Origin of the sequence: Klebsiella sp. 10982 (assembly GCF_048589245.1) — a bacterium.
Lineage (GTDB): Bacteria > Pseudomonadota > Gammaproteobacteria > Enterobacterales > Enterobacteriaceae > Klebsiella > Klebsiella quasivariicola.
This window is the reverse complement of record NZ_JBMAXV010000013.1, coordinates 32,066-58,494: the sequence shown is the minus strand read 5'-3', so window position 1 is coordinate 58,494 and position 26,429 is coordinate 32,066. Positions and strand designations below refer to the sequence as shown.

Annotated in this window: 24 protein-coding genes and 1 pseudogene; 15 read left to right on the top strand and 10 right to left on the bottom strand. The window is 57.0% G+C overall.

Going from position 1 to position 26,429, the window contains the following annotated elements; genetic code table 11:
- Positions 1-25 precede the first annotated feature (25 nt).
- The 4 genes from ACKLKD_RS12695 to ACKLKD_RS12680 all read left to right on the top strand — a co-directional run bounded on the left by ACKLKD_RS12695 (position 26) and on the right by ACKLKD_RS12680 (position 4,033).
- Complete coding sequence (locus ACKLKD_RS12695) at positions 26-1,546, top strand: amino acid ABC transporter permease/ATP-binding protein (protein WP_080897719.1); 1,521 nt, start codon at positions 26-28, stop codon at positions 1,544-1,546.
- Complete coding sequence (locus ACKLKD_RS12690) at positions 1,547-2,275, top strand: class II aldolase/adducin family protein (protein ID WP_087805255.1); 729 nt, start codon at positions 1,547-1,549, stop codon at positions 2,273-2,275.
- A gap of 5 nt (positions 2,276-2,280) precedes the next feature.
- Positions 2,281-3,213 (top strand): 2-hydroxyacid dehydrogenase, encoded by a 933-nt coding sequence (locus ACKLKD_RS12685; protein WP_087805257.1) that lies wholly within the window; start codon positions 2,281-2,283, stop codon positions 3,211-3,213.
- A 199-nt stretch (positions 3,214-3,412) separates the two neighbouring features.
- Positions 3,413-4,033, top strand: a complete 621-nt coding sequence (locus ACKLKD_RS12680) for a transporter (RefSeq protein ID WP_117141130.1) — start codon at positions 3,413-3,415, stop codon at positions 4,031-4,033.
- A gap of 55 nt (positions 4,034-4,088) precedes the next feature.
- Here ACKLKD_RS12680 and ACKLKD_RS12675 read toward each other — a convergent pair whose 3' ends face one another.
- Entirely contained in the window at positions 4,089-4,937 is an 849-nt protein-coding gene (locus ACKLKD_RS12675) for a transporter substrate-binding domain-containing protein (protein WP_117141131.1), read from the bottom strand.
- A 353-nt stretch (positions 4,938-5,290) separates the two neighbouring features.
- Between ACKLKD_RS12675 and ACKLKD_RS12670 the strand changes: the two genes are divergently transcribed.
- The 5 genes from ACKLKD_RS12670 to ACKLKD_RS12650 all read left to right on the top strand — a co-directional run bounded on the left by ACKLKD_RS12670 (position 5,291) and on the right by ACKLKD_RS12650 (position 10,871).
- Complete coding sequence (locus tag ACKLKD_RS12670) at positions 5,291-5,908, top strand: LuxR C-terminal-related transcriptional regulator (protein WP_025713537.1); 618 nt, start codon at positions 5,291-5,293, stop codon at positions 5,906-5,908.
- 103 nt (positions 5,909-6,011) lie between these two features.
- On the top strand, positions 6,012-6,563 hold the full coding sequence (locus ACKLKD_RS12665) for a fimbrial protein (protein ID WP_025713536.1): 552 nt from the start codon (positions 6,012-6,014) through the stop codon (positions 6,561-6,563).
- Positions 6,564-6,604: 41 nt separating this feature from the next.
- Positions 6,605-7,273 (top strand): molecular chaperone, encoded by a 669-nt coding sequence (locus tag ACKLKD_RS12660; RefSeq protein ID WP_009486158.1) that lies wholly within the window; start codon positions 6,605-6,607, stop codon positions 7,271-7,273.
- A gap of 29 nt (positions 7,274-7,302) precedes the next feature.
- Entirely contained in the window at positions 7,303-9,840 is a 2,538-nt protein-coding gene (locus tag ACKLKD_RS12655; protein WP_080897715.1) for a fimbria/pilus outer membrane usher protein, read from the top strand.
- A gap of 2 nt (positions 9,841-9,842) precedes the next feature.
- Positions 9,843-10,871 (top strand): fimbrial protein, encoded by a 1,029-nt coding sequence (locus tag ACKLKD_RS12650; RefSeq protein ID WP_080897714.1) that lies wholly within the window; start codon positions 9,843-9,845, stop codon positions 10,869-10,871.
- A 12-nt stretch (positions 10,872-10,883) separates the two neighbouring features.
- Here ACKLKD_RS12650 and ACKLKD_RS12645 read toward each other — a convergent pair whose 3' ends face one another.
- The 5 genes from ACKLKD_RS12645 to ACKLKD_RS12625 form a co-directional block, all read right to left on the bottom strand.
- Positions 10,884-11,978, bottom strand: a complete 1,095-nt coding sequence (locus ACKLKD_RS12645; RefSeq protein ID WP_025713533.1) for a fimbrial protein — start codon at positions 11,976-11,978, stop codon at positions 10,884-10,886.
- A gap of 7 nt (positions 11,979-11,985) precedes the next feature.
- Complete coding sequence (locus ACKLKD_RS12640) at positions 11,986-14,499, bottom strand: fimbria/pilus outer membrane usher protein (RefSeq protein ID WP_087805259.1); 2,514 nt, start codon at positions 14,497-14,499, stop codon at positions 11,986-11,988.
- A gap of 78 nt (positions 14,500-14,577) precedes the next feature.
- Entirely contained in the window at positions 14,578-15,240 is a 663-nt protein-coding gene (locus ACKLKD_RS12635) for a molecular chaperone (RefSeq protein ID WP_087805261.1), read from the bottom strand.
- A 194-nt stretch (positions 15,241-15,434) separates the two neighbouring features.
- Positions 15,435-16,019, bottom strand: a complete 585-nt coding sequence (locus ACKLKD_RS12630) for a fimbrial protein (protein WP_025713531.1) — start codon at positions 16,017-16,019, stop codon at positions 15,435-15,437.
- Between the two features lie 700 nt (positions 16,020-16,719).
- On the bottom strand, positions 16,720-18,240 hold the full coding sequence (locus ACKLKD_RS12625; protein ID WP_025713530.1) for an aldehyde dehydrogenase family protein: 1,521 nt from the start codon (positions 18,238-18,240) through the stop codon (positions 16,720-16,722).
- Positions 18,241-18,503: 263 nt separating this feature from the next.
- Here ACKLKD_RS12625 and ACKLKD_RS12620 point away from each other — a divergent pair, with 263 nt between their 5' ends.
- Positions 18,504-20,291 carry a sigma-54-dependent Fis family transcriptional regulator gene (locus tag ACKLKD_RS12620; RefSeq protein ID WP_087805263.1) on the top strand — a complete coding sequence of 596 codons (1,788 nt, stop codon included), beginning with the start codon at positions 18,504-18,506 and terminating at the stop codon, positions 20,289-20,291.
- Between the two features lie 2 nt (positions 20,292-20,293).
- On the opposite strand, the gene ACKLKD_RS12615 is transcribed toward ACKLKD_RS12620, so the two are convergent.
- Both ACKLKD_RS12615 and ACKLKD_RS12610 read right to left on the bottom strand, forming a co-directional pair.
- The gene (locus ACKLKD_RS12615; RefSeq protein ID WP_025714855.1) at positions 20,294-20,890 is read right to left on the bottom strand and encodes an undecaprenyl-diphosphatase; all 597 of its coding nucleotides are present in this window, start codon (positions 20,888-20,890) and stop codon (positions 20,294-20,296) included.
- A 59-nt stretch (positions 20,891-20,949) separates the two neighbouring features.
- Complete coding sequence (locus ACKLKD_RS12610; protein WP_025714854.1) at positions 20,950-21,867, bottom strand: LysR family transcriptional regulator; 918 nt, start codon at positions 21,865-21,867, stop codon at positions 20,950-20,952.
- 103 nt (positions 21,868-21,970) lie between these two features.
- Between ACKLKD_RS12610 and ACKLKD_RS12605 the strand changes: the two genes are divergently transcribed.
- The 3 genes and pseudogenes from ACKLKD_RS12605 to ACKLKD_RS12595 all read left to right on the top strand — a co-directional run bounded on the left by ACKLKD_RS12605 (position 21,971) and on the right by ACKLKD_RS12595 (position 23,505).
- Entirely contained in the window at positions 21,971-22,576 is a 606-nt protein-coding gene (locus ACKLKD_RS12605; RefSeq protein ID WP_025714853.1) for an FMN-dependent NADH-azoreductase, read from the top strand.
- 75 nt (positions 22,577-22,651) lie between these two features.
- Entirely contained in the window at positions 22,652-22,951 is a 300-nt protein-coding gene (locus ACKLKD_RS12600) for an ArsR/SmtB family transcription factor (RefSeq protein ID WP_002914277.1), read from the top strand.
- 7 nt (positions 22,952-22,958) lie between these two features.
- Positions 22,959-23,505 (top strand): annotated as a pseudogene (locus ACKLKD_RS12595) (rhodanese family protein).
- On the opposite strand, the gene lpxO reads toward ACKLKD_RS12595, so the two are convergent.
- On the bottom strand, positions 23,486-24,388 hold the full coding sequence (gene lpxO / locus ACKLKD_RS12590; protein WP_025714851.1) for a lipid A hydroxylase LpxO: 903 nt from the start codon (positions 24,386-24,388) through the stop codon (positions 23,486-23,488). The pseudogene ACKLKD_RS12595 and the gene lpxO overlap by 20 nt on opposite strands.
- A 202-nt stretch (positions 24,389-24,590) precedes the next feature.
- Here lpxO and ACKLKD_RS12585 point away from each other — a divergent pair, with 202 nt between their 5' ends.
- The gene (locus ACKLKD_RS12585; RefSeq protein WP_025714850.1) at positions 24,591-24,770 is read left to right on the top strand and encodes a hypothetical protein; all 180 of its coding nucleotides are present in this window, start codon (positions 24,591-24,593) and stop codon (positions 24,768-24,770) included.
- 76 nt (positions 24,771-24,846) lie between these two features.
- Here the strand turns inward: ACKLKD_RS12585 and stpA are convergent, their stop codons facing one another.
- Entirely contained in the window at positions 24,847-25,248 is a 402-nt protein-coding gene (stpA, locus tag ACKLKD_RS12580) for a DNA-binding protein StpA (protein WP_042930104.1), read from the bottom strand.
- A 727-nt stretch (positions 25,249-25,975) separates the two neighbouring features.
- Between stpA and alaE the strand changes: the two genes are divergently transcribed.
- Entirely contained in the window at positions 25,976-26,425 is a 450-nt protein-coding gene (alaE, locus tag ACKLKD_RS12575) for an L-alanine exporter AlaE (protein ID WP_025714848.1), read from the top strand.
- Positions 26,426-26,429: the final 4 nt, after the last annotated feature.

The window sequence follows — 26,429 nt, the reverse complement described above, 5'->3', positions numbered from 1 at the left end:
TAAGCACTGCGCAACAGGAGTCGGTATGGCGTTCGATTGGGGATACTTTTTTTCATTGTTTAGCATTGGAGCATTCTGGCAGGCGTGCGTGACCGTGATCGTGGTCAGCACCTTGTCCTGGGGGATCGGCCTGGTGGTCGGTTTTCTGTTAGCCTGCGCGAAGCTCTCCGCGCCGCGCTGGATCAAGATCCCCGTCGAACTCTATATCTGGTTTTTTCGCAGCGTGCCGCTGATGGTGCTGCTGGTGTTTGTCTACAACCTGCCGCAGCTGTTTCCGGTGACCCAGCCGCTGCTCGGGGTGCCGTTTATCGCCGGGCTGGTGTCGATGACCGTCACCGAAGCGGCCTATATGGCGGAGATCCACCGCGGCGGACTGCTGTCGGTGGCCAAGGGGCAAAGCGAGGCGGGCCATGCGCTGAGCTTCAGCTTTATCGGCATCCAGCGGCTGATTGTGATCCCTCAGGCGTTTCGCATCTCGCTGCCGACGCTTATCAATGAATACATCACCATCATTAAGCTGAGCTCGATTTTGTCGGTGGTCTCCTTACCCGAGCTGCTGCTCACCGGCCAGCGCTTATATGCGCAGAATTTTCTCGTGATGGAGACCCTGCTGGCAGTGGCGGTGTACTACGTGATGGTGGTTACCGTCTTCACCTGGCTGTTCCGGGCGCTGGAAAATCGTCTCGATATTCAGCGTAAGCGTCCGCAAACCCTCAGCGAGGCGGAATGCCAGGCGCTGCGCCAGAGCCTGCCGGCGCTGACGGAGGAGATCAAAACGCCAGCCGTCAACGGCGCGCCGCCGGCGCTCGATCTGCGGGGCATCCGCAAATCCTGGGGTCAGCATGAGGTGCTGAAAGGCATCGATCTGCAGGTGGAGAACGGGGAGGTGATCAGCATCATCGGCCCGTCCGGCTCCGGCAAAACCACCCTGATCCGCACCATCAACGCCCTCGAAAGCCTTGATGGCGGGGAGATCATTCTCTACGGCGAAGACTATCTGAAAGGCGGCGCCATCGTCGACAAACGCCAGATGCGCGCCGGGGTGCGGCGCATCGGCATGGTCTTCCAGAGCTTCAACCTGTTCCCCCACCGCACGGTGCTCGACAACGTGATGCTGGCCCCGCGCTATCACCAGCTGCTGGACCAGCCGGTCGCCCGAGAACAGGCCCTGATACTGCTCGACCGCGTCGGCCTGCTGGCCCATGCCCACAAATACCCTTGGCAGCTCTCCGGCGGCCAGCAGCAGCGCGTGGCGATCGCCCGGGCGCTGGCGCTGAAACCGGACATCATGCTGTTTGACGAGCCAACCTCGGCGCTGGATCCGGAGCTGGTGGGCGAAGTGCTGAAGGTCATTCAGTCGCTGGCCCGCGAAGGCATGACCATGCTGATTGTCACTCACGAGATGGACTTCGCCCTGTCGATTTCCGACCGCGTAGTGCTGATGGAGAACGGCGTGGTGCAGGCCGATATCGCCCCGCAGGTGATCCGCAGCCCGCTGGAGGCCCCTTCTCTGCAACGAATTCGTGAATTTATGGGAGTACGCTAAATGACAACTGAGCAACACCTGCGCCAGCAGCTGGCCGCCGCCTACCGGCTGGCGGCGCTGTTCGGCTGGGAGGATACCCTCTACACCCACTTCTCCGTGCGCCTACCCGGCGACGGCGAGCCGCGTTTTTTAATTAACCCCTTCGGCATGATGTTTGACGAAGTCACCGCCAGCAACCTGATCGTGGTGGATATGCAGGGTAAGGTCGTAGAGGGCGACGCACCGGCTAACTCGGCGGGCTTTACCATCCACAGCGCGGTGCATATGGCCCGGGAAGACGCCCACTGCGTGATCCACACCCATACGCTGCCGGGAATGGCGGTGGCCGCCTGCGAGGACGGCCTGCTGCAGCTTAACCAGATCAGCACCGAGTTTTACCAGCGCGTCGGCTACCATCCCTATGAAGGGGTGGCCTTTGACCTTGACGAACGAGAGCGCATCCAGCGCTCGCTGGGGAATAATATCGCCATGATCCTGCAGAGCCACGGCCTGCTGTCGGTGGGCCGCACCGTGGCCGACGCGTTTTATATCATGTACTACCTGAACCCCGCCTGCGAGATCCAGATGGCCGCCGCCCAGCTGGCGGCCCTCAGCCCGATCCACACCATCGCCCCGCCCCTCAGCCAGCACGCCTGCGAGCAGCTGATGGGGGTGGAGCATGAACGTCAACAGGTCTGGCAGGCGTGGCTGCGCCGACTTGACCGTCTCGATACCTCTTACAAAGACTAACGCCTATGTCTGATATCACTATCGTTGTGGATTGTAACGACGCGGATTTCGCCCGCGATATTTGCGCCGCCCTGCAGCAGTTTCCCGACGTCACCGCGCTTCTGCCCCATCACCAGGCGGCGCGCGACGCCCAGTACGCCAGCTGCTGGTTCCCGGACCCACAGCTGCTGAGCCGCTCGCCGGGGCTGAAGCTGATCCAGGCCGCGTCCGCCGGGGTCGATCATCTGCCGCCCGCGCTGTTCGCCAGCGAGATCCCACTGTGCCGGGTGATCGATGAGGATTTTCGCCACGGCATGTTCGAATATGCCCTGTGGAGCGTCCTGTGGTTTCAGCGCCATTTCGACCGGGCGCTGGCCCACCAGCGAAGCCAAACCTGGAAGCTCTATCCCCAGCGCGCCGCCGCCGACTTCCATATCGGCATTATGGGTCTGGGCGAAATTGGCGGCTATATCGCTGACCAGCTGGCCCGCCTCGGCTATCGGGTCTCCGGCTGGTCGCGCAGTGAAAAGCACCTGGCTGGCGTCACCTGCTATCGCGGCGAGGAGGCGCTCGATAACTTCCTTGGGTCGCTTGACGGGCTGATTAACCTCCTGCCGCTCACCGCGCAGACTCGCGGTATCCTCGCCGCACCGCTGTTCAACCGGCTACCCGCCGGGGCGGTGTTGATCAACTGCGGCCGCGGGGAGCATATGGTCAATGAGGATGTGCTGGCGGCGCTGGAGAGCGGCCAGCTTGCCGGGGCGGTGCTCGACGTCTTCCCGCAGGAGCCTTTGCCGGCGGACGATCCGCTGTGGCGCCATCCGCAGGTGGTGATCACCCCGCATATGGCCTCTGCGGCCCCTGCCGAGGTGATCGCCCGCCAGCTGCTGGAAAACATTCAGCGCCAGCGCCGCGGGCTGCCGCTGAAAAACCTGGTCAATAAGCACGCCGGTTACTGATTGCGTCCGGAGGCGCCCAGGCGTATCCGTCCGGAGGGCGCACCTGCAAGGTAGAGGCGCTGTCTGAGCGCCCTTACCGCCTTCCCCGGTGCTAAACAGCGCAAAATGTTAAAAAACAGCGGCAAAGTCGCACAAAGTGAACAGGAACATGCATTCTCAAAACTTATGATATTTGTTTTAAGTATAAGTTGTGGTGTTAATGTCTCTGTTACGAAGCTTGCTTTTCTTTCTCGGCGCAGCGGCCGCGGCCGCCCTCGCGGTACTCTGTCTGTGGGTGGATATTCGGGTATTTGGTAACGACATCCCGGAGGTGTCGCTCACCGAAGTGGTGCAGGAGAGCATACTGGCCGTTATCGTGCTGGTTCATCTTCTGCTGGCGCGGAAATATGCCCACTTACGCTATAGCAATATCCTTATCGGCGGCTTCTTTCTCGCCATGCTGATCCGCGAACTGGATGGCCTGTTTGATTTACTCGCCCACGGCAGCTGGGTGTGGTTTGCGCTGCTGGCCACCGCAGGGGCGCTGCTGTTGCCGCTGCGCCATTGTCGTCAGACCCTGTCGCAGCTGACGGATTATACCCGTACCCCGTATTACGGCATGATGATCAGCGGTCTGCTGGCGATTCTGGTCTTCTCGCGGCTGTTTGGCATGCACGGCCTGTGGTATGCCGTGCTGGATGAGAACTACGCCCGGGTGGTGAAAAATACGGTGGAGGAAGGCAGCGAGTCGTTTGGCTATATGCTGTGCCTGACCGCCACCCTCGGCTACGCCTGCTACTTCCGCGACCTGGCGCGACAGGCGCTGTCGCCGCAGCGCTAACCGTAGACAATAGCCACCGCCGGACATATCTGCCGGCGGTGGCGCGCCGCCGCGGTTAACCGCGAATTTTCCACTTCCGTTTGAGAACCTCTTTGTCCTGGCTATCCAGCCACTGGTTCACTTTCTCCAGCAGCGCCGGGTTATCTTTACTCATCATATACACCTTGTTGCTGGCGGTACCGGCGAACGGTGTTTCGTTGGCAACGCAGAACACGCCGGGCTCTTTGCTCTGGTAATAGTCGCCCTCAATCAGATCGGTCACCATCATATCGGCCGTTTTCTGCCGCAGCGCCTGCAGGTTATCGACATTGTTCTGCACGCGAATAATTTGCGCCTGCTTGATGTGTTCATCGACAAAACTCTGGTTTGTGCCGCCAGGGTTGACGATCACTTTCACGTCCGGACGGTCAATTTTTTCCAGCGAACCGAGCCGCGGGGCGGCCTGGCAGTTGGCTAAGGCGATTTTTCCGTTCGCCACCACCGGATGGCTGAGGGCGAAGGCTTGCGCCCGCGCCGGTGTCTCGGTAACCCCACCCATCGCAATATCAAACTTGTCCGCCTGCAGATCGGCGGCGAGCACGGGCCAGCTGGTGTAGACGAAGCTCACCTTGAGGCCGAGCGTGCGCCCGAGATCGCGGGCCATGTCCACGTCATAGCCCTGCAGTTCGCCGGCGGCATTGCGAAACGCCAGCGGCGCGTAATCGCCCGGCACGCCCACCTTCAGTTCACCGCTGTGCTCGATAGATTGCATATCGCGCGCCTGGGCGCCGCAGGTCATAATCGCCAGCGTCAGCGCCAGCCCCACCGTCAGTCTCATTTCGCCATCCTTAAAGTTATCGTTTTGCATGCCAGAGTGACCGGCCGCATCAGTCACAGTATCCGCAGCGCGAGCCAGGGCATTCATCCTATTTTTAAACACCGGGACATACAACCCGACGTGGGGCAAAACGTTAATTAATCCTCTTTCTCGCTGTGAGCTTGCTGGTTGTTTTGACTTTCAGTAAAATGCCCCGCAGCGCATTCATATTTTATTCCTGGCTATACGTTTAATATATTATTTATTGTCGTTTATTTCACCTTCCTCTTATGCGTTAATAGTTGAATATTAAATTATAACCTTCTGATTAATAAGTAAAAACACCTCATGCAACAACTTCCGTTAGGATTTTTCTAATGATCGCGCTTATCATCTTATTTACTCCCCTCTTCTCCAGCAGTAATACTTGGTTACAGAAGCAGTGTATAAGGAAATACATTATGATTATTATCATTTCCGCCAATAAATTTTTTATTAACGGCGTCCGGTCTCTGGTTAACATGACCATGAGTGCTCAACGTCGGTATAGTCAAACATTGTTTCTGGATAATATTTCTGACGTGAATGATAAAAGTCTAACCATAGCCAGAACCATTATCGTGGACTATAGCCACCCGGACATTCAACAATTAGCCGCACTGCTCTATCGTAAAAAAAAGATCATTCATGGCGATATCGTTTTTGTCGTTAAAAGTGAGATTCTTGCCGATCCAGTCGAAAACATTATCATAAACTCTATTTCGACGATCGTGCTTGATTATATAGATGTTACCCAACGGCTGCAGAAATACTTACAGAATGCGTCTGATCATCGCTGTATTAAAGTGTTCAGAAAATCAATTAGCTCGCTGGACAGTTGTGTCAATATTAAACTTACGAAACAGGAGGACTCTCTTCTCCCCTATATCATCTCAGGTTTAAATAATAAGAAAATTGCTCAGGCCACCGACCTTAGCAATATGATGATCAGTCACTATCGGAGAAACATCTACCAGAAACTCAATGTCCGCAATATTGCAGGCCTGTATCATTTCCTGCACTCCCTGGAGGGGGGATAAGTTCGCTTTATGGCTATCACAACAACAGAGCTAACGGCTTATGCAGCGTCAATGAGTATGCCTGGCTATTAGCTTCCCTGGGTCACAACAGAAGGAATTGGCTATGAAAATGAAATCACTTTGCCTGGCAATGGCACTCGTCGGCTTGACCTCACACTATGCCGCCGCGGCGGACGGTACGCTGAATTTTATCGGTAAAATTGTCAACTCAAGTTGCAAACTGGAAGGTGCCGATAAGAACGGTGTCATTGAAGTTACGATGGGCTCTGTTCCGCTGTCTAAATTAAAAAATGGTACCAATGGCACCGGGCCAGAAGTTGGGGTCAATATTAGCGTCAGCGATTGTGAAAAGGGCACGTACTATATTGTGCTCGACGGACCTTCAGCCACCGAGGCGCCTATCACTAACGTACTGGCTCTCGATACGGATCCGAATTCGGCTAAAAAAGTCGGCATTAAGCTAACCGACCGCAATAATACCCCGGTCACACTCGATAAACCTTTCGATCCCACCGTCGACCCGAGTATTACGATCGATGCCGATGGCGGCTCTGGTACCTTCTACCTGAAAGCCTATTACTACACCTGGGATACAGACGAAGTCGACGCTGGCGCCGGCAATGCGACCGCCCGGTTTACCATTATGCAGGAATAACACCTGGCCAGGGACGGCACGACGCGGATAAGGGGTAAGATATGAAAACGCTGCTGGCAGTGATCATAGGCGCTTTGGCTTTTCAGACCCAGGCGGCCATTACCATCGATGCCTCACGGGTTATTTATTCGGGCAAAGATAAATCGGCCAGTCTGAAAATTAACAACCGAAGCAGCAAAAACTATATCGTCCAGACCTGGCTTGATACGGGTCCGGAGACCCCCAGCAGCGGCTTACCCATTGTGGCAACGCCGCCCCTGGTCAAATTACGCCCCGAGCAATCGGCACAACTGCGCTTTATTTACTCAGGAACCGGTCTTCCTGCCGACAGGGAAAGTCTGTTTTGGGTGAATATTCAGGAGGTCCCTCCTGCGCCTGAAGAAAATAATATCCTGCAGTTCGCGATTCGCACCCGATTAAAACTATTTTATCGCCCGCAAGGGATTGCCACATCGCTGCCCAAAGCCGTTGAAAATCTGCAGTGGCAGCAAAGCGCTAACACGTTATCTTTTACTAACAACAGTCCACTGCATATTACGGTTATTAATGCCGAGGCGATCGACAACAAAGGCAAAATCTATCCTCTGAAAAACTTTATGTTGCTGCCGTACAGTCATCACGCTGTCAATATCGCCAGCATGCAGCGCTTGCATAAAATGAAATATATTAATGATTACGGCGCCGTTGTTGATATTCCAATAAAAAAATAAACGTCGCACCTCTTTAGGGAGATAGAGTGATGGACGATAGTAAATTACGCTATTTTGCCAGCGCATGGTTAATCTCCATCACGTTACCGGCAGACAGTGCGGAACGCTATAATGCCCAGTTTGTGAACGGCATCGACCCGCTGGCTTTTAATCAGTTTGTCGCCAGCGATGGCGACGTCATGCCGGGCACCTATGACGTTAATATTTACATTAACGATCTGCTGGTGGACAGTCGCCCCGTTCGCTTCTCAGAGGATAGCGCACATGGCGGGTTGGCCCCCTGCCTGAGCGCGGCGGAATATATCCGCTATGGCGTCAAGATTGACGATGACCACCAGCCCTGTTTCGCGCTGTCGCAGACGATCGGCCAGGCAGAGCAACAGCTGGATATCGCTAATCATCAGCTGATCATTCATATCCCTCAGCAATATATCGAGCACTATCCTCGCGACTATGTTTCCCCCATGCGCTTTGATGAAGGTATTAACGCTGCTTTCGTCAACTACAGCTATTCTACCGATGCCAATAATGGCGATGGGGGCAGCCACCAGTATCAATATCTTTCGCTAAACAGCGGGATCAATATTGCATCGTGGCGATTTCGCAATAATGCCTACTGGAATAAGTTCAGCGGGCAGGCGGATAAGTGGCAAAGCATCGCCAGTTGGGCGGAAACGAACATCATTCCCTGGCGCAGCCGGCTTGTCGTCGGCCAGACCAGTACCGACAACAGCGTCTTCGATAGCGTCCAGTTTCGCGGCGTACAGCTTGGCACCGATGTCGAAATGCGCCCCAGCAGCCAGACCGGCTTCGCGCCGGTCATTCGCGGTGTGGCCAACAGCAACGCCCGGGTGGAAGTTCGGCAGAACAACTATCTGATTTACAGCGAGAACGTCCCAGCCGGTCCCTTTGAGCTAAATGATATCAGCGCCGTTAACCGCAGCGGTGATTTCTACGTGACCGTCATTGAAGCCGACGGTAGCCAGACGACCTTTACTGTCGCCTACACCACCCTGCCACAGCTGGTGCGGGCAGGCCAATGGAATTATCAGCTGTCGGCGGGTAAGTATCATGACGGTGCTGACGGCTATGCCCCCGCCCTGATGCAAAGCTCGCTCTCTTATGGTCTGAATAATACCTTCACACTATACGGTGGCGCCCTTGCCGCGGAGAACTATCGCGCCGGCGCCTTTGGCGTCGGTAGCAATCTGGGGGAGATTGGCGCCCTCTCAGCCGACTATACGCTGGCGGGAACGACGCTGGCGAGTGGCCAGCGCAAGCAGGGAGGGAGCGTGCGTTTTCTGTATGCTAAATCCTTTTTATCAAGCAAGACCGACTTTCAAATCGCGGGCTACCGTTACTCAACCGCAGGTTATTATAGCCTCAGCGATGCGGTTAACGAGCGTCGACGCTGGCACAATGGCCTGTACGAAAATGATTACTGGCCCTCTGACGAAGACGAAAGCTGGCAGGCAAGCGCTCCCCAACACTATTACACGTCCTGGTTTTATAATAAAAAGCATCGCTTTGATATTTCTGCCCGGCAAACTCTCGGTAAGAACAGCGCTTTCTTCCTTAACTTCAGCCAGCAAAATTACTGGAATAGCTCAGGAAGCGATATCTCTCTGCAGGCGGGCTTTAACAGCACTATCCATAACGTGAACTATGGTCTGTACTATCAGAATACGCGTAGCCACTTCACGCATGATGACAATAGCATCACACTGCGCGTTTCCATCCCTTTTACTCTGCAAGAAGATCGCCGGATCAATACCGCATTTACCCTCGCCCACAGTAAATCGTCTGGCACGTCCGGGCAGGCTGGGGTAAACGGCACTCTGCTCGATGATGGTCGCCTGAGCTGGGCCGTCACCAGCGCCTATGATGACACCAGCCATAGCACCAACAGCGCCAGCCTGGGTTATCTCGGCCAGTACGGTAACCTGTATACCGGCTACGCCTACAGCAAAAGCCATCGTCAGGCGAGTCTGAATCTGAGCGGCGGCGTGGTGGCACACCGCGGCGGCGTTACCCTCTCGCAACCGCTGGGCTCAACCTTTGCGCTGGTGGAAGCCAAAGACGCTCAGGGGGTAGGGATAGAGAATCAGACCGGCGTGCGCATCGATCCATTCGGCTACGCGGTCGTACCACAAAGCGTTCCCTATCGGGTCAATTCTGTCGCGCTCAACCCTCAGGACTTCGATGCCTTTCTTGATGTCCCTAACGCAGTGGCGGATACCGTGCCTACCCGCGGGGCAATTACCCGGGTGCGCTTTGATACGTTCCGGGGATATAGCGTGCTGATCCACACCACCCTCGCCGACGGCAGCTATCCACCATTGGGCGCCGAGCTCTATCGCGCCAGTGGGATCAGCAATGGTCTGGTCGGCCCGGGAGGAGATGTCTATGTCAGCGGCGTCGATTCAGGCGAAAAACTGCAGATAAAATGGGGCGAAACGCACCAGCAAAGCTGCGAAATCACCCTGCCCGAACTGCGCCAGGAGCCTCAGCAGGCGACGGCCTGGCGTGAATTATCCTTAATCTGCACAGTAACCCCCTCGAGGTAATTATGCGCCGACTTAGCGATACGTTATTTCTGACATGGCTTTCCGTTCTGTTCACGCTGAGCGCCTTCCCGGCGCAGGCGCTGACCTGCAAGACCACCTCGTCCACGATCAGCGAAGTCGTGAATATCGAGAGCATCATTAAAGTCTCCAGCAGCGAGCTTATTGCCAATAAAAAGATATGGGTCTCCAGTCCTATTACCGCCACCTTCAGTTGCGAAGATACCGATAATTTTCCGAACGGTGAAAGCGCCTATTTCTGGCTGGATCCGGAAAATAAAGCCAGCAGCTTGCCCAACTTTATCCAGGTAGGCATTACTTACAACGGCATCGACTATCTGCTACAAAATAAAAAATCGGTGGAGATTGGCCCGGCGACGCTGTGTGATAAAAGCGGGAACACCTGTAAGTCCCCGGCCATTGGGCAGACATTCAGCCTGGTTTACCAGGTCTATATCATCTCGACGGGCCGCAGCGTGACCGGGGATGGTAAAATAGACGATAACCTAAAATTGTCGCTTTTTCAGGTAGATGGCCAAGGCGGTCTACGTAACGGCACCGCTGGCGCCAACTATAATCTTTTCATTACCGGCCTGAACCGTATCAGAACAATGGCCTGCGTCCCCACGGTATCTATTTCGCCAAGCGAAATTAACTTTGGCGATATTCCTGCCGGTAACGCCCGACCGGGCTACTATGAAAAAACACGCCCCTTTACCGTCACCTATGGTCTGGTCAAGCAGGGTAACGGCAGTGATTGCGGGACCGAACCTATGCTTGCTACGTTTAGCACCACCAATACGATACAGGAGAGCGCGATTATTTTGCCGCAGCCGGACAGCGGCTTCGGCATTGTCATCTCGCCAAACGCCAGTATGCTTCCACGTATTGAGATGAATGCTCCGATTCACTTTACGCTGGCAACGGGCGCGACCCTTGCGAGTACCTATACGGCGGGGCTGCTCTGGTTGTCGAGAACGCCGAAGCTGGGGCCTTTTTCCGCGACCGCCAAAATCACCGTGACCTTTGAATAACGCCGCACCGGGCTAGTTATACTCCAGAGCGAAGGTCACCATGCTGTTGGCCGTGCCCGCCGCCACCGTGGCGTCAGTCTGCACATACTGGGCGTTAAAATTGATCGCTTCGGCGGTACCGGCGTTGGCGCCGGTCACCCTTTTCAGGATCGGCAAGTTGCTGGCCTCATTGATCTTGACGCTGGTGCCATCAGAGACCGCCGCGCCGGCGTTATTGCCGTAGGTCAGCTTCACACCGACGCCGCTGGCGCTGTTGCTGGCCTGGCTCAGCGCCAGGGTATCGCTCTCCACCGTGACGCCGAAAAAACCGATGCGCACATCGGTCGGCGACGGACAGAACACCGGGATCGAAAAGCGCTTCGCCTGGCCGCCGGTGGTCCCTTTGCCATGAAATTCCGCCCGGTTAACCGCGCCCAGACTGACGTGGATCGTCGATGTCGCCACCTGACAGCTGCCGCTGCTGCCGATGTCTACGTTCAGGGCGGCCATATCAATACTCACCGGCGTGCTGGCAACGTAGCTGGCGCTTCCGCTGGCCTGCTGCTCAATGGTCATCTCACCCACCTGCGGCAGCGACGGCGAGTTGGTATGTGTCCCGTCCGCCAGCTGTACCGTGCCGGTTTTATAGAAGGTGACCGCGATCCTGACCGTCGTTTGCTGCTGCGTCATCAGCGCCGGGAGCATCGCGCTGTCGCAGACCACCACCGTCTCGCCGCCGACGGCGTGGCTGCCATCGATGGCGCGCATCGGGCCCCCCGCGCACTGGAAACTGAGCGCGTAGCCGATGCCGTCGATGGCGCTGGGATAGACGTGCTGCCCGTTAATCACCACCGGCGAGCCGCCGGTTTTCAGCTGTTTATAAACGATACGTTTGGCGCTCGCCGTCGGCAGCTGCAGATCGCAGGAAAAGGGGATCCCGCTGCCGTTATCGGCCATCGCGCTGGTCATCTGGGTATTAACCGGTAGCGTGGGCAAATATTTGATATTAGGGATATTGACCGTGGTCTGGCCGATATTCGCCCGGCAGGTTTCAGCCCGCACGCCAGGGAGATAGCCGCCCAGCGCCAGCAGAAAAAGAAAAGGAAGAAGACGAAAAACAGATTTCATAGCTGCCTCAGCGTGTCTGGCACAGCCCGGAGACGGTTTTCACCGTATTCAGACTCTGTTGTGGGTTATCCGGAAGTTGAAAATGCAGCGTGCAGCTCTGCGACTGGTTGTTTACGACCCAGCTCACCGCCAGGGTTCCCTTCTGCGGCACACCGCTGAGATACACCTGGCCGCCATCGGCTACCATGCCGCCTGGCGCATTGCCGCTCTCCTCCTCTTCGACCAGCCGCGCGCTGGCGCCAAACGGCAACGGCCCCTGGGCATTGCGCAGGGTAAACAGCACCCGGTTGCCAATGTGGGTTCGGTAGTTGGCCATCACTACCGCGCCACCGCCGGGGATCACGGTCTGCCCTTCCTGGTCGACGTCGGTGTCATCGGCCATCGACTCTGTGTCGAGGGTGATCACGTTTTTCCGGTAGGCGGTCAGGGACGGCACCACGGCATAGCCGCGCCAGTCGGTGCGGACATTGTTGCCATTTTGCACCGCCACACCGGCGGCGCCTGGCGCCCGGACGATGGCAAAGCTTTCGCCCACCGTCTGGCCAAAGGTAATACCGTGCGGATGGGCGACCACCGAGCCGGCGCCTCCCCAGGTCAGCTGGTTGCTGGCGGCATCATGACGATAGCCAAGCTGGGCGTTGCCGAAGCCGCCGTGGTAGTCCAGCGCGACGCTGCTGTTGCTGCCTCGCCCCTGGTTGCCGTAGCCCTGCTGAACTGAATAGAACAGATTTGTCCGCGTCGGCATCGCGCCATACAGCGAGACCTGTTGCGAGGTATAACCATTGCTGTCCGAGGTGGTGTTGTAACTCACCGTGCTGTCGGACAGCGGGCCGCCCAGCGGAATGTTGATATTAAATGACCAGGAACGGTCATTTTTTTCCTGATCGCTGGAGCGGGTGTAGTAATAGCCCGCGCCCCAGGAGATCCCCTTCCAGGCGCTGTAGAACCCGAGGTGTACCGTCTCATCCTGGCCCTGCCGGTGCCAGTACTCTTGCGACCAGGCGGAGATCGCCAGACTGCCGAGGCCGCCAAGGCTTTGCGTCACCGACAGCTCTTCCCGGCGACGCCGGTTGTCCACCTGCCCCTGTTCGCTTTCCAGCGCGCTGGCTTCGGCAAAATCGTAGTAGCCGCTGGAGGAGTAGCGATAGCTGGCGAGGCTGAATGAGGTGCCCGAGCTGACAAAATCTTTCTGATACTGGGCGCGCAGCGAATGACCCGCGTAGCGCTTGCCCGACGGCGTGCGGGTGACGGCCTGGGTCACATCCCCTCCCAGCGATCCGAACTCGCCAAAGCCGCGGCCCATACCGAGCGCCCACGACTGATAGTCCTGGGCCAGCTGCGTGCCGCCGTAGAGGGTAAATCCCGCCGACAGGCCGTAGAACAGGGTCCCCTGCAGGAATTCCGGGGAGCGTACCGAATCCGATCCGGCATGGTAGCGCCCGGCGCTGAGGCTAAATTTGCCGCGCCCTTCACGCAGCATGAACGGTACCGCGGAAAAAGGCTGGGTAAAGGTGCGCACCGCGCCATTGCTCTCGGTCACCTTCACCTCCAGATCGCCGCTCTGCGAGGTGGGATAGAGATCGCTGATGGCAAACGCCCCCGGCGACACGAAGGTCTCATAGATCACATACCCGTGCTGAGAGACGGTCACTTTGGCATTGCTGTGCGCCACGCCGCGGATGGTGGGGGCAAAACCGCGCTGGCTGTCCGGGAGCATCTCATCGTCAGACATCAGCTGGACGCCGCGAAAGGGGATGCTGTCAAAGACATCGCCGGTGGTATAGGTATCGCCGATCCGCAGCAGACTCTTCAGCGAGCGGACGTCGCGCTGCAGCCAGGTACTCTGTGAATCCCAGTGCCGACGCTGCTGGTCGTACTGCATCGAGGAGACGTTGCGCAGACGCCAGGCACCCAGGTTCATGCCGCTGCGTAAATTGAGATAGTTTGAGCGGCTGCTCTCCCCATCATCGGCACTCTTGATCTGCGCGCCAGAAAAATAGTAATCAACAAACGCGGCGGGCACGCCATCGTCCCAGCGCGAGGGATCGACATAGCCGCGACTTTGCACGTTCATCGCCGCCTGGGGAATACTCAGCGTCAGGCGCTGGTTAGCAAAGGTGAACCGGCTGCTGGCGTCGGGAATAAACTTCTCGATCCGGGTGAAGGTCTCTCCTTCATGCAGCGTTTGAAAGGCGGGAAAGGCGCTGACGTTGACCCCATAATCCGCCAGTTGAGCGGGCGTTAGCACCGGCTGCAGCTTCCCGCCATCGTCAACAAACGTAATATCGGCCTGACCCAGCTCCTGATCGTTAACCACCACGGTGACAGAGTAAGTGCCCGGCTGCTGCCCGCCGGGTTTGGCGAAATAGTGCAGGTCGGAGGTTTGCTGCTGCGGGTCGGCAAATTCCAGCGCCGCCGGGTCAAAATAGTCGTCGGCCAGCGCCCGGTTCGGCGGACTGAGACAAAACATCATCGTCGGCACCGTCGCCAGCGCCAGCGCCCGTCCTGCGGTCAATGGCATTGCGGCATACTCCCGCACCTTCGCTGTTGTTGTTCTTTTCATGCTGGCGCCGTCCGGTCATGTCATCACAAAAGGGAATTACTGCTGGGCGAAGTCGCTGACGCCGCCGTAGCCGTTAATCGCCCGCCATTTGACGGCGCCGTGCCCGCTCACCGGCCACGTTTTCTGGCCGAAAGGGGCCACCATGCCAGGCTCGTCGATGCTCTGCCCACCCACCGCGACGGAGTAAAATGAGACAAAATAAGGGGTGGGGTTTGCCACCGTCAGATGACCGCCGGACTGGGTAAACTTCAGCTGCTGCCAGGCTTTTGCCGGGTCGCCCGCCAGGCCGTTGGGCCGATAGAAGATTTTGAATTTCGACTTAATATTGACCTGCAGCTTGTTCACCTCACCCTGGGGCGTTGGGGCGATACTTTTGACGTTCAGCCAGTAGACCGATTCACGGTCGCTGGGCAGTGAGGCGCCAATAAAGTTAATGCGCAGAACGTTATTTTGCTCCGGATCGAGACGGAACAAGGGCGGCGTGACAATAAAGGGCACCTTGGCCTTATCGTTTTCCGCGTAATTTTCCACCCACGACTGCACCAGATAGGGCGTATGGGTATCGGCATTGGTGACTGAAATAGCGGCTTCACGCTTCCCTTCCTGATAAATCACACGGGTTCCACCCATGACAATACCGGCCTGCGCTGCCGTGGAGCACAGCAGAAAAGCCGCAACGGCAATTATTTTCTTCATCATTAATAACCATCAGGTAAAGGTTGAACAGACAATAAAATAAAGCTGTGAATAACAGAGCCAGTCACCATTGAGATAATTAGCAGGAACAACAATATCGTCACGAATATATATCGCGACGGCTTCGCCATTAATTTTTCAACAGACTGCTAGGGATCTAGACGCAATGGACTGGCTCTGAATAACGCGCAATATGCTTAGTTATAAATCATATTGAAATTAGCCGTACCGTTGGCGTCACCTGCCGTCACGGTCGCCCCGGTAGAGACATAATCGGCGTAAAACTCGAGGTCGGCAGAACCGGTGCTGCCGCTGGAACCCGGAGTGACCGCTTGTTTGGCGGTCGTTTTACCGAGGCTAACCGCCGTCGTCTGATCTTGCTCATACAGCTTAATCGCTACGCCGCTGGCGCCGCCGCTGTTGATGGCCAACAGGGAGGTATTCGTCTGTTCGCGCGTACCATCAAACAGCACAGCGACCGTCTTCACGCTGGCCGGGCAATCTTTGACTTTGATATGAAAGGGAGTTTTGGTGGTTTCGGAGCCTGTGCTGGTAAAATAGGTGCTGGCCCATTTGCCCAAATCCACCGTCTGGCCGGTTGAACCGCTGTCGACGTTGCAGGAGCTGTCGGTGATTGATCCATTGAAGATAACCTGCCCCCCGGCGCCTTGCGCACTGGTTCCTGAGTTTGGATTAATCGTGTTTGCCGCAGTCGCCTGGAAGGTTACGCCCGAAACCAGCGCGCCCATGAGAATTGCCATAATACGAAGTTGGGTTTTCATTATTTATCTCATCGTTAACGAATATATCGCACAGTCATCGGAATAGCGCATGGCTATCGCGAAGCTGCTCATCAGTTCCTCCCTGTAAATGTTCATTGCGTTCCTTCCGCAGGATATTAGGCACACGCCCTCTCACTCTGTTTTATTCGATCAAAAGGTGAATATCAGTAAAAAACAGAAGCTAAAAAAGTTATTTCGGTGTGCAAAATAAATATATTACCGGACCCTAAAAAAGGCAATACAGCAAAATGTTAAAGACACGTTAAGAACTACCACCTGCCTGATAATTATTTTTGAAATAGCTTTTCAATGTTAATTTACATATCTATACAAACCGAATTTAAACACGCACGACCAACAACGAATCACATTAATTAACAAATTTAAAGAAAATAGCGAATAAAGGCGTCTTGTTTTATCGTGCTTCCGAACGGTGGTACAAGAAAATTAGGAATTTTCCTGGTATTAATATTCATCATTTCTACATAAATGAAGCAAAAGCGCCCATCGGCCAGGGGGTAATTTCTTGTTGTGGAAGCTTTTTAATTTTCAAGTGAAAGCTGTTACATCAGAGATGTAAATGTATCGACGCCCTCAGCTGAAAAAACCAACATTATGGCAGGGTTATTTTACGGTTAAAAAAAATCCGCAACCCGAATGGATTGCGGACAGAGGATGGAACAGAAGCGCGGGATTGGATTTAGAACAGGCCCAGCGGCGCGGTGCCGTAGCTCACCAGCAGGTTTTTGGTTTGCTGGTAAGCATCCAGCGCCATTTTATGTGTTTCCCGGCCAACGCCAGACTGTTTATAGCCGCCGAACGCGGCATGAGCCGGGTAAACATGATAGCAGTTGGTCCATACGCGACCGGCTTTGATACCGCGGCCCATGCGATAGGCGAGGTTGGTATCCCGCGTCCATACCCCGGCGCCGAGGCCAAACTGGGTCTCATTGGCGATGGCCAGCGCTTCCGCCTCGTCCTTAAAGGTGGTCACCCCGATCACCGGCCCAAAGATCTCCTCCTGGAAGGAGCGCATATCGTTGCGACCTTTAATCAGCGTGGGCTGAATATAAAAGCCGTTATCCAGCGCCGGCGCGATAACGGCCCGTTCGCCACCGGTCAGAATTTGCCCGCCCTCTTCCCGGGCAATCTGAATGTAGGAGAGGATCTTATCGAACTGCTGGCGGGAAGCCTGGGCGCCGATCATGGTGTCGGTATCGAGCGGGTCACCGCGGCGGATCTGCGCCACCTTCTCCATGACCCGCGCCATAAACGGCTCATAGATGGATTCATGGATCAACGCCCGCGACGGGCAGGTACAGACTTCCCCCTGGTTAAAGAAGCCGAGCACCAGTCCCTCCACCGCCTTCTCAATAAACTCCTCTTCTCCGTCCATCACGTCGGCAAAGTAGATGTTGGGCGATTTTCCTCCCAGCTCGACAGTGCACGGGATAATATTCTCCGCCGCGCAGGCGAGAATATGCCGCCCGACCGGCGTGGAGCCGGTGAACGCCAGCTTGGCGATACGTTTGCTGGTGGCCAGCGCCTCGCCCGCCTCTTTGCCGAATCCCTGTACCACGTTAAGCACCCCGGCCGGGAACAGATCGCCGATCAGCTCCAGCAGCAGGGTAATGCTCAGCGGCGTCTGCTCAGCCGGCTTGAGCACCACGCAGTTACCCGCCGCCAGGGCCGGGGCCAGCTTCCACGCGGCCATCAGCAGCGGGAAGTTCCACGGGATAATCTGTCCGACCACCCCCAGCGGTTCATGGAAATGGTAGGCCACCGTGGTTTCATCTATTTCTGCGGTGCTGCCCTCCTGGGCGCGCAGGCAGCCGGCGAAGTAGCGAAAATGGTCCACCGCCAGCGGCAGATCGGCATTCAGGGTTTCGCGGATCGGTTTCCCGTTGTCCCAACTCTCCGCCACCGCCAGATATTCCAGATGTTGTTCAATACGATCGGCGACCTGCAGCAGCAGCCTGGAGCGCTGCTGCACTGAAGTTTTGCCCCAGGCCGGCGCTGCACGGTGGGCGGCATCGAGGGCGAAGTCGATGTCTCTGGCATCCGACCGGGGAAACTGCGCAATGTTGCTGCCGTCAACCGGGGAGGTATTCATAAAGAATTCACCGCTCAGCGGCTCGATAAATTTACCGTCAATGAAGTTGCCGTAAGCGGATTTGAATGAAACCAGAGCGCCGGGCTGGCCAGGGTGTGCATAACGCATCGCAAATCTCCTTCTGTAGGGTTGAGACGCAGCGGCATATTGATTTTTTAAACTTGCCGCCGAACGCTTCTCACTTTGCAGGGGTTATGCCAGTTTTTTGACTCCTTGTAATAATATTAATTATCAAACGGTTATAAATAATCTTTTGTCAGACTATCGAACGCTGTCGCGCAGTTTTCCACTTATGTGTTGCAAATCGCAACACCAATTAAACCAAATGGCTACAATATCGCAACACAGCAACATCGACCCTGAGGTGCCCTGTGCCAGCTAATCCCGTTCTTCTTGCCCCAGAGGTACGTACTAACCCCTTGCTGAGCGACTCGTGGTCTCGCTGCCGGCGCTATGGTCTGGATCCCGCTACCGAGGATTTTCCCCGTCTCGGCGCCGGCGAGCTGGCAGACCGGCTCGCCAGCCACCGCAGCCTGCAGCAGCTGGCGCAGCCGGTGGTGGAGGCGCTGTCGCGTCAGGTGGCGGACCTGCAGTCGGTGGTGATCCTCTCCGATCCCGGCGGCCTGGTGCTACACACCGTCGGCGATACCCAGGCGTTGCAGAAGGCCCAGCGCGTGGCGCTGGCCCCTGGCAATCTGTGGAGCGAAAGCGGGCGCGGGACCAACGCCATTGGCACCGCGCTGGTCATTGACGACGGCTGCGAGATCGATGGACGCCAGCACTTTCTCACCCGCAATCAGAATCTGTACTGCGCGGCAATGCCGCTCCAGCGACCGGACGGAAGTATTGCCGGGGTGCTGGATATCTCCGGCCCGGCGGATTTTCCCCACCATCACACCTTCGGCTGGGTGAAAGCGGCGGCAAAGCAGATTGAATATCTGTGGGTGAAACAGAGCCTGCATCCTGAGCAGTGGCTGATGAGCCTGCACCGGCAGGTGGACAAGCTCGACAGCGTCGAGGAGCTGCTGCTGGTCTTTTCCGACAACGTCCTCACCGCCGGCAACCGGCTGGCGATGCGCGAGTTCGGCCTGAGCGCGGCGCAGTTTGGCCAGCTCACCTTTGCGTCGCTTTTTCCGACGCTGGCGCAAACGGCGGTCAGCGTCCCGCTGCCGCTAACCATGCCGCAGGGCCGCTATCACTATCGTCTGCGGGAGCCCACCCGCCGCCGGGTGGCGGTAAGCGCCCCGCCGGCCATGCAGCTCCCCTTTACCAGCCCGCGCGAAGGCGAAAAGCTGCTGCGGCTGCTCAACGCCGGCATTGCGCTATGCATTGAGGGGGAAACCGGCAGCGGCAAAGAGTATGTCAGCCGCACGCTGCATCAGCACAGCCGCTGGCGCAGCGGTAAATTCGTTGCCATTAACTGCGCCGCCATCCCGGAATCGCTGATCGAATCCGAGCTCTTCGGCTACCAGCCGGGGGCATTTACCGGCGCCAGCAAAAACGGCTATATCGGTAAAATTCGCGAGGCCGAGGGCGGGGTGCTGTTTCTGGATGAGATCGGCGATATGCCGCTGGCGCTGCAGACCCGCCTCCTGCGGGTACTGCAGGAGAAAGAGGTCGCTCCGCTGGGCGCCAGCCGCAGCGTGCCGGTGAACTTCGCGGTGATCTGCGCCACCCACCGCAGTTTGCCCCAGCGGGTCAGCGCCGGCGAATTCCGCGAAGATTTGCTGTGGCGCCTGCGGGAGTATGCCCTGGCGCTGCCTCCGCTACGCGAGTGGCCAGCGCTGGAAACCTTTATCGCCACGCTGTGGCGTGACCTGGGCGGCGCTTCGCGCCGGGTGACGCTTTCAAACGCGCTGCTGACTCACCTCAGCCAGTTGCCGTGGCCGGGAAACGTGCGCCAGCTGCAGAGCGTCCTGAAGGTGATGCTGGCCCTCGCCGATGAGGGCGACACATTAACGCCCGATGCCCTGCCGGAAGCGTATCGCACCGCGCCTGCGCCGCTGCCGCGCGGGGGATTGCAGGCCCATGACGAGCAGTTGATTGTCGATACCCTGGCCAGCGTCAACGGCAACGTCAGCCGGGCGGCACAGATGCTGGGCATCGCCCGCAGCACGCTGTACCGCCGCGCCGCCCGGGCCGGACGGCCCCGTCGCTGAGGCTACGGCGTAAAGCGCGCCGGCAGCCAGGAGAACATGCGCCGGCTGACGGCCTCGCACAGCAGCACCAGACGTGAGCCGGCCACCTGCCAGATCCGTTTTGCCACGATGACCCCACCGACGGCGACCAGGGCCGCCCCCACCATATCGAGCGGAAAATGTACCCCAAGATAGATGCGCGACCAGGCCACCGGCAGCGCGGCCAGCAGCATCAGCAGGCCAGGCACCCGCAGGCGCAGCGACAGCAGCGCAAACGCGGCGCTGAACATCACCGTCCCGTGATCGCTGGGGAAGCTGTTATCCGCCGGATGGCTTATCCAGGTATGGCCGAGGGGGATCATAAACGGCCGCGGATGGAACCAGAGCGTTCCGCACACCATCCCCAGCCCGAGGGAAATCACCACGGCCAGGGTCATAAACAGCGCCTGGCGATGCCCCTCACGGCCACCGAGGAACCACAGGCCGAGCGCGATCGCCGGCATCATAAACACGATGCCAGTGGCGCAAAAACGGGCCAGCGACAGTAAGCCTTCCGCGGCGCCAGGCTGCGCATTCAGGGCGAGAAAAACAGATTGATTCAGGGTTTCCAGGGCGTTCATAGCGAGAGCTCTCAGTCGTCATCTTTCTGTCATTATCGCCCGGACGCCTTAAGACACCCTTAACCGCGGGAGGGTAAATTGGCCGCAAGAGGCAGCCCTTCCCGCAGGGCGTCGATCGCCGCCCGCGTTTTTTGCGGCAGCCACGGCCCCTCCGGCCACACCGCGTGGATGGCGAAACGCACCTGAGCGCTGGGCGCCAACACCTGCTGCAACGTTCCGTCGGCAAGCGCCTGCGCCACCAGCCAGTCCGGCAGCCAGGCGATGCCCATTCCCTGCTGCACCGCCGCCGCGATGGCGGCAAAATCATCCTGTATCAGCCACGTCTGCGGACTGAAGCGCACTTCGCCCTGCTGCGGGTCATACAGTTGCCATTTTTGCAGCTGGCCGTTGTGCAGATAGCCGAGAGTACGGTGCTCGCTCAGCCCGGCAATGGTCTGCGGCGCCGGCTGCTGGCGCAGGTATTCCGCCGCCGCACACAGCACCATGCCATGCTCCCCCAGCGCCCGCGCCCGTAGCGACCCGGTATCGGCCAGGCTCCCGATACGCACCGCGAGATCAAACCCCTCTTCCAGCAGATTAACCTGCCGGTCGCTATAGTGGAGCTCGAGCTTCAGTAACGGATAGCGCTGACTGAGGAGGAACAGCAGCGGTGCAACGCAGCGCTGGCCAAACAGCACCGGCAACGACACCCGCAGCCGCCCCTGCACCTCACCTTTGCCGCGCTGCAGCGCCTCTTCAGCCTCGCGGATCCGCCCCAGCGCCTCCCGGCACTGGTGGTAAAATTGTTCTCCCTCTTCCGTCAGCAGTTGCCTGCGGGTGGTGCGCTGGAATAACGCCACGCCGAGGCGCGCCTCCAGCCGGGCAATGGTTTTTCCCACTGCCGAACGCGTCACATGGAGGATCGCCGCCGCGCTGGCAAAGTTGCCGCTCTCGACCACGGTGACAAATACCGGGATCGCATTCAGATCGTCGCGCACAGATTGGTTCCTTAGGGGATACAATAGTGGAAAATAATGTCACTCCTGAGACCAAAAAGACAGTGGTAGTCTCTGCCTCCATCCTTCATTTGAGGCACTCATCATGGCGAACGTACTGGTATTAAAATCCAGCATTAACGGCGAAGTATCCCTGACCAATCAGCTGATTAACGAATTTCTCGCGGCGCGTCAGGCGGCGGGACACCGCGATCGGCTCACCGAACACGATCTCAGCGCCATGACGCTGCCAACGCTGGATCGCTCCCTGTTCGCCGCCCTGCGCGGAGCGGCGGATCCGCAGCCGGCCATCCGCGAGGCGGTCGCGCTCTCCGACCAGCTTATCGCCGAGTTAAAGGCCAGCGACCTGCTGGTGATCGGTGCCCCGATGTATAACCTCAACGTCCCGACCGATCTGAAAAAATGGTTCGACCTCGTGGCGCGGGCGCGGGAAACCTTTCGCTACACCGACAGCTGGCCGCAGGGGCTGGTCGAGGGCGTTCGGGCGGTGGTCGTCAGCAGCCGCGGCGGGATTCATCTCGGAGAAACCACCGACGCCATCACCCCCTATCTGCGCGCGGTACTGGGGCTGATGGGGATCCATGAGGTGGAATTTATCTATGCCGAAGGGCTGGACAATCGTCCGCAGGGTCGCGACGCCGGGATCGCCCGCGCCCGGGCGCAGATTGCCCAGCTCGCCGTTCCGGCCTGAGTCGTGGAGAGAATGTGCTGGCGCTAGCGGCCTTTTTATTTTAGAGTTATCTAAATTTAGAAAAAGCTAAAATATATGACCACACCTGAAGACCTGCAGGCCCGCGCCGGAGAAGCCGCCGCGCTGATGAAAGCGATGAGCAATCCTCACCGATTGCTGATCCTGTGCATGCTCTGCGACGCGCCGCGAGCCAGCGCTGGTGAGCTGGCGCGGGCTACCGGCCTGAGCCCCTCCGCCACCTCGCAGCATCTCGCGCGAATGCGTGACGAGGGGCTGATCGACAGCGAGCGCGACGCCCAGCGTATCCACTATTTCATCACCCACCCTGCGGTACAGCAGGTGATCAACACGCTGAAAACGCTCTATTGCCCGTGAGGATCCTATGACTATCGCCACCGTAACCCCTGCCGAAGCCCGGGCGCTGATTGCCCAGGGCGCCAGACTGATTGATATCCGTGATGCGGATGAATACGCGCGCGAACATATCCCCGATGCCGAGCTGGTGCCGCTCGCCGCCCTGACCAGCGGTACGTCCCTCAATGCCCGGGCCGGAGAGACGGTCATCTTTCACTGCCAGGCGGGTTCCCGGACGCAGAATAATGCGATTCGCCTGGCCGCGGCCGCCGCGCCGGCGCAGGCCTGCCTGCTGGCGGGAGGAATTCAGGCATGGAAAGCCGCAGGGCTCCCGGTAGCAGAAGATAAATCCCAGCCGCTGCCGCTGATGCGCCAGGTACAAATTGCCGCTGGCGCCCTGATTTTACTCGGTGTGCTGCTGGGCTATACCGTGAGCAGCGGCTTCTTCCTGCTCAGCGGCGCGGTCGGTGCCGGGCTCACCTTCGCCGGGGTGACCGGCTTTTGCGGTATGGCGCGCTTGCTGGCAGTCATGCCCTGGAACCGGCGCCAGGGGCGTTAAAACGCGCTCCAGATAAGCCAGGCAATACCGCCGAACAGCAGCCATTTGACGATGTAATAGACGGTTTTATTCCATTTTTTCAGCCGTTTGCCGACAATGCGGATCTGATAGATATAGCGAAACGCCCGGTTAATCCCGCCGGTACGATCGCCGGTATCATTGGGCGCCGAGGCGGCGCTCATCAGATGACGTCCCAGCCAGTAGTTCACCTTCTGCGCCCAGCGGTAGCGCATCGGCCGTTCAATATCGCAGAACAGAATCAGGCGATTCTCACCACTGGTATTTTCCGCATAGTGGATATAGGTCTCATCAAACAGGACCCCTTCCCCATCGCGCCAGCTGTAGCGCTGACCGTCCACCTCGATAAAACAGCGGTCATCGTTCGGCGTCGCCAGGCCAAGATGGAAGCGCAGCGAGCCGGCGTAGGGATCGCGGTGGCGCGGCAGACGACTGCCGTCCGGCAGGGTGGCAAACATGGCTGCTTTTATCGACGGAATGTCCCGCAACAGCGCGGTGGTGTGTGGGCAAAGCTGGCTGGCGGAAGGATGGGCATCCTCATACCATTTCAGATAAAAGCGCTTCCAGCCGGTTTTAAAAAATGAGTTAAATCCGGCATCGTTATATTTATCGGCCGCTTTGATCTGCTCCAGTTGCTGGAGATGGATCCCTTCGTCGCGAATAACCTGCCAGTTCTGCTGCAATATCGCCAGCTCGGGAAACATCTCCGGACGCAGATATGGCGTATTCGGCACGCGGGAAAATAAATACATAAATCCATTCAGCGGTGCGGTAAATGTGGAATGGTCGGAGAGTTGCCGCCAGAAACGATAGCGCACGCGTCCGCGGTAATGCACATACAGCACAGCAATAACAATGATCAACAGAATGATATACTTCATGGTGTCTTTCCTGACCTGTTAGTGGTAACCCTACCCTCGCCGTCCCCCTTGTCAGCAGCGGTATGGCGTCAGCGAAACATTAACAACATTAATACATATACCTCCAAATTGTTTTAACAAAAAACAACACACCGGTGTTCAGTGCCCGGGCGTTGAGCTATGGTTTAGGTTCATCCAGGATGTTAATCGTGAGGAGTGAATGATGTTTGCTGTCGGCGATCTGGTACAACCGCGCGCGGGTGGGCCAAAACTGAAAGTGGTGGAAGTGAATGGGGAGCAGCTGGTAGTGGTCCAGGCCGCACAGGAGCAGGGAGAACGCTATACGCTGAAGTCAGACGAGGTGACGCCCTATCAGGAAGAGGGAGACTTCGGCGTCTGCTGAAGCCCTCCTCACTTAAGGCTATCAGGCCAGTCCGGCGGGGGGACTCCCCCGCCGGACTGGCGCTGGCCCGTAAGCGTTAAATTAAAAAGCTCTCCAGCGATTTACCCTGGGCGACCGCCTGGGCAATCGGCTTCGGCATTCTTCCCTGGCCGGTCCAGGTTTTCTCAGCACCAGTATGATCGATATAACGATATTTCGCCGGACGCGGTTGGCGCTTTTTACCGCCCGTCTTCGGTGGCTGAATATCCGCCACCAGCTCGTCAGGAGAAATACCGTCGGCGCGCATTAGTTCAAGCCAGGTATTTACTTTTTCCTGATATTCAGCCTGCTGCTGCGCTGCCAGCTGCTGTTGCGTCCGTTTTTCTTCAGTGACGATCCTGAGTTTTTCCAGCATCTCTTCAAGCACGTCAATGGAGAATTCACGGGACAGGGAACGCAGTGAACGGATATTATTCAGTTTGTGTAACATTAAAGACATAAAATTAAAAAATCCCAGATAAAAAATTAAAAGATACGACGCGGCAAGTGTAATAGAAACGCTTATTTATTTCCAGCCTTCGGTTATCCAGAAAAATATATTACCGGGGTAATGTCCTTTATCTATCGGGACTATATTGGGACATTGCTTTGCTTTTTCATAAATCTGGCAAAAAGCGATAATGAATAGATAAAACCGGATCCCGGACGCGCAATAAAATATAACCCGCCGAGGATATTACCTTTGCGGTCAGCAGGTTACCAGCTCATCGTCGGTGGTCTAGCCGATCCCCCCCTCCCGACACACTGAATAGTTAATCAGTCATTCGGAATAAAACAACACGCACCAGTTCAGAGTTTTTCACCATAAAAATGCGTGCGATGGCATAAAAAATTCTAAATATGACCTCAGTCACACGCTAACGTGATTTTGCGCCGCAGCGGGCAGGCAGGCGCCGAGTCGTCGGCCAGCCCCTTGAGAGAAAACAAATATAACTATTTGAAAAACAATTAATTTAACAAAGAAGGGAATAAAAGTAGCGTAACGAACAAAAAACGAACTACTGCAGAGTATTTTATCGACAAAAAGGCGATAAATAAAAATTTATAGCTAGTTGCCACTTTTAATGCAGAGATATACTCTACGCACATCAAAACAGGCAGCCCAAAAACGCTATACCAACGCGCATTTTTCGGCGTTATTGACTTCATTTTCGAGGAGCACTCCGATGTTCTCTGCGCACTCCCGCTTGCGGCACGCGGTTGCAGACACCTTTGCGATGGTGGTTTACTGCACCGTCGTCAACATGATGATCGAAATTTTTCTCTCTGGTATGACGTTTGAGCAGTCTTTATCGTCGCGCCTGGTGGCGATCCCGGTCAACATTATTATTGCCGTACCCTACGGGATGTATCGCGATTTTGCCATGCGTCAGGCCCGGCGTATCAGCCCGGCTGGCTGGATGAAAAATATGGCCGACGTGCTGGCCTACGTCACCTTTCAGTCACCGGTGTATGTGGCTATTTTGTGGGGCGTGGGGGCAGACAGCCACCAGATTGTCGCTGCGGTGAGCTCAAACCTGGCGGTTTCGATGATGATGGGCGCCGCTTACGGCTACTTCCTCGACTATTGCCGCCGCCTGTTCCGCGTGGCTCCCTACCAGCAGGCGAAAGCCTGACCGA

Coding starts and splice junctions, on each gene's coding strand:
- ACKLKD_RS12695 (WP_080897719.1), top strand. CDS start 26: ATGGCGTTCGATTGGGGATACTTTTTTTCATTGTTTAGCATTGGAGCA.
- ACKLKD_RS12690 (WP_087805255.1), top strand. CDS start 1,547: ATGACAACTGAGCAACACCTGCGCCAGCAGCTGGCCGCCGCCTACCGG.
- ACKLKD_RS12685 (WP_087805257.1), top strand. CDS start 2,281: ATGTCTGATATCACTATCGTTGTGGATTGTAACGACGCGGATTTCGCC.
- ACKLKD_RS12680 (WP_117141130.1), top strand. CDS start 3,413: ATGTCTCTGTTACGAAGCTTGCTTTTCTTTCTCGGCGCAGCGGCCGCG.
- ACKLKD_RS12675 (WP_117141131.1), bottom strand. CDS start 4,937: ATGAATGCCCTGGCTCGCGCTGCGGATACTGTGACTGATGCGGCCGGT.
- ACKLKD_RS12670 (WP_025713537.1), top strand. CDS start 5,291: ATGATTATTATCATTTCCGCCAATAAATTTTTTATTAACGGCGTCCGG.
- ACKLKD_RS12665 (WP_025713536.1), top strand. CDS start 6,012: ATGAAAATGAAATCACTTTGCCTGGCAATGGCACTCGTCGGCTTGACC.
- ACKLKD_RS12660 (WP_009486158.1), top strand. CDS start 6,605: ATGAAAACGCTGCTGGCAGTGATCATAGGCGCTTTGGCTTTTCAGACC.
- ACKLKD_RS12655 (WP_080897715.1), top strand. CDS start 7,303: ATGGACGATAGTAAATTACGCTATTTTGCCAGCGCATGGTTAATCTCC.
- ACKLKD_RS12650 (WP_080897714.1), top strand. CDS start 9,843: ATGCGCCGACTTAGCGATACGTTATTTCTGACATGGCTTTCCGTTCTG.
- ACKLKD_RS12645 (WP_025713533.1), bottom strand. CDS start 11,978: ATGAAATCTGTTTTTCGTCTTCTTCCTTTTCTTTTTCTGCTGGCGCTG.
- ACKLKD_RS12640 (WP_087805259.1), bottom strand. CDS start 14,499: ATGCCATTGACCGCAGGACGGGCGCTGGCGCTGGCGACGGTGCCGACG.
- ACKLKD_RS12635 (WP_087805261.1), bottom strand. CDS start 15,240: ATGATGAAGAAAATAATTGCCGTTGCGGCTTTTCTGCTGTGCTCCACG.
- ACKLKD_RS12630 (WP_025713531.1), bottom strand. CDS start 16,019: ATGAAAACCCAACTTCGTATTATGGCAATTCTCATGGGCGCGCTGGTT.
- ACKLKD_RS12625 (WP_025713530.1), bottom strand. CDS start 18,240: ATGCGTTATGCACACCCTGGCCAGCCCGGCGCTCTGGTTTCATTCAAA.
- ACKLKD_RS12615 (WP_025714855.1), bottom strand. CDS start 20,890: ATGAACGCCCTGGAAACCCTGAATCAATCTGTTTTTCTCGCCCTGAAT.
- ACKLKD_RS12605 (WP_025714853.1), top strand. CDS start 21,971: ATGGCGAACGTACTGGTATTAAAATCCAGCATTAACGGCGAAGTATCC.
- ACKLKD_RS12600 (WP_002914277.1), top strand. CDS start 22,652: ATGACCACACCTGAAGACCTGCAGGCCCGCGCCGGAGAAGCCGCCGCG.
- lpxO (WP_025714851.1), bottom strand. CDS start 24,388: ATGAAGTATATCATTCTGTTGATCATTGTTATTGCTGTGCTGTATGTG.
- ACKLKD_RS12585 (WP_025714850.1), top strand. CDS start 24,591: ATGTTTGCTGTCGGCGATCTGGTACAACCGCGCGCGGGTGGGCCAAAA.
- stpA (WP_042930104.1), bottom strand. CDS start 25,248: ATGTCTTTAATGTTACACAAACTGAATAATATCCGTTCACTGCGTTCC.
- alaE (WP_025714848.1), top strand. CDS start 25,976: ATGTTCTCTGCGCACTCCCGCTTGCGGCACGCGGTTGCAGACACCTTT.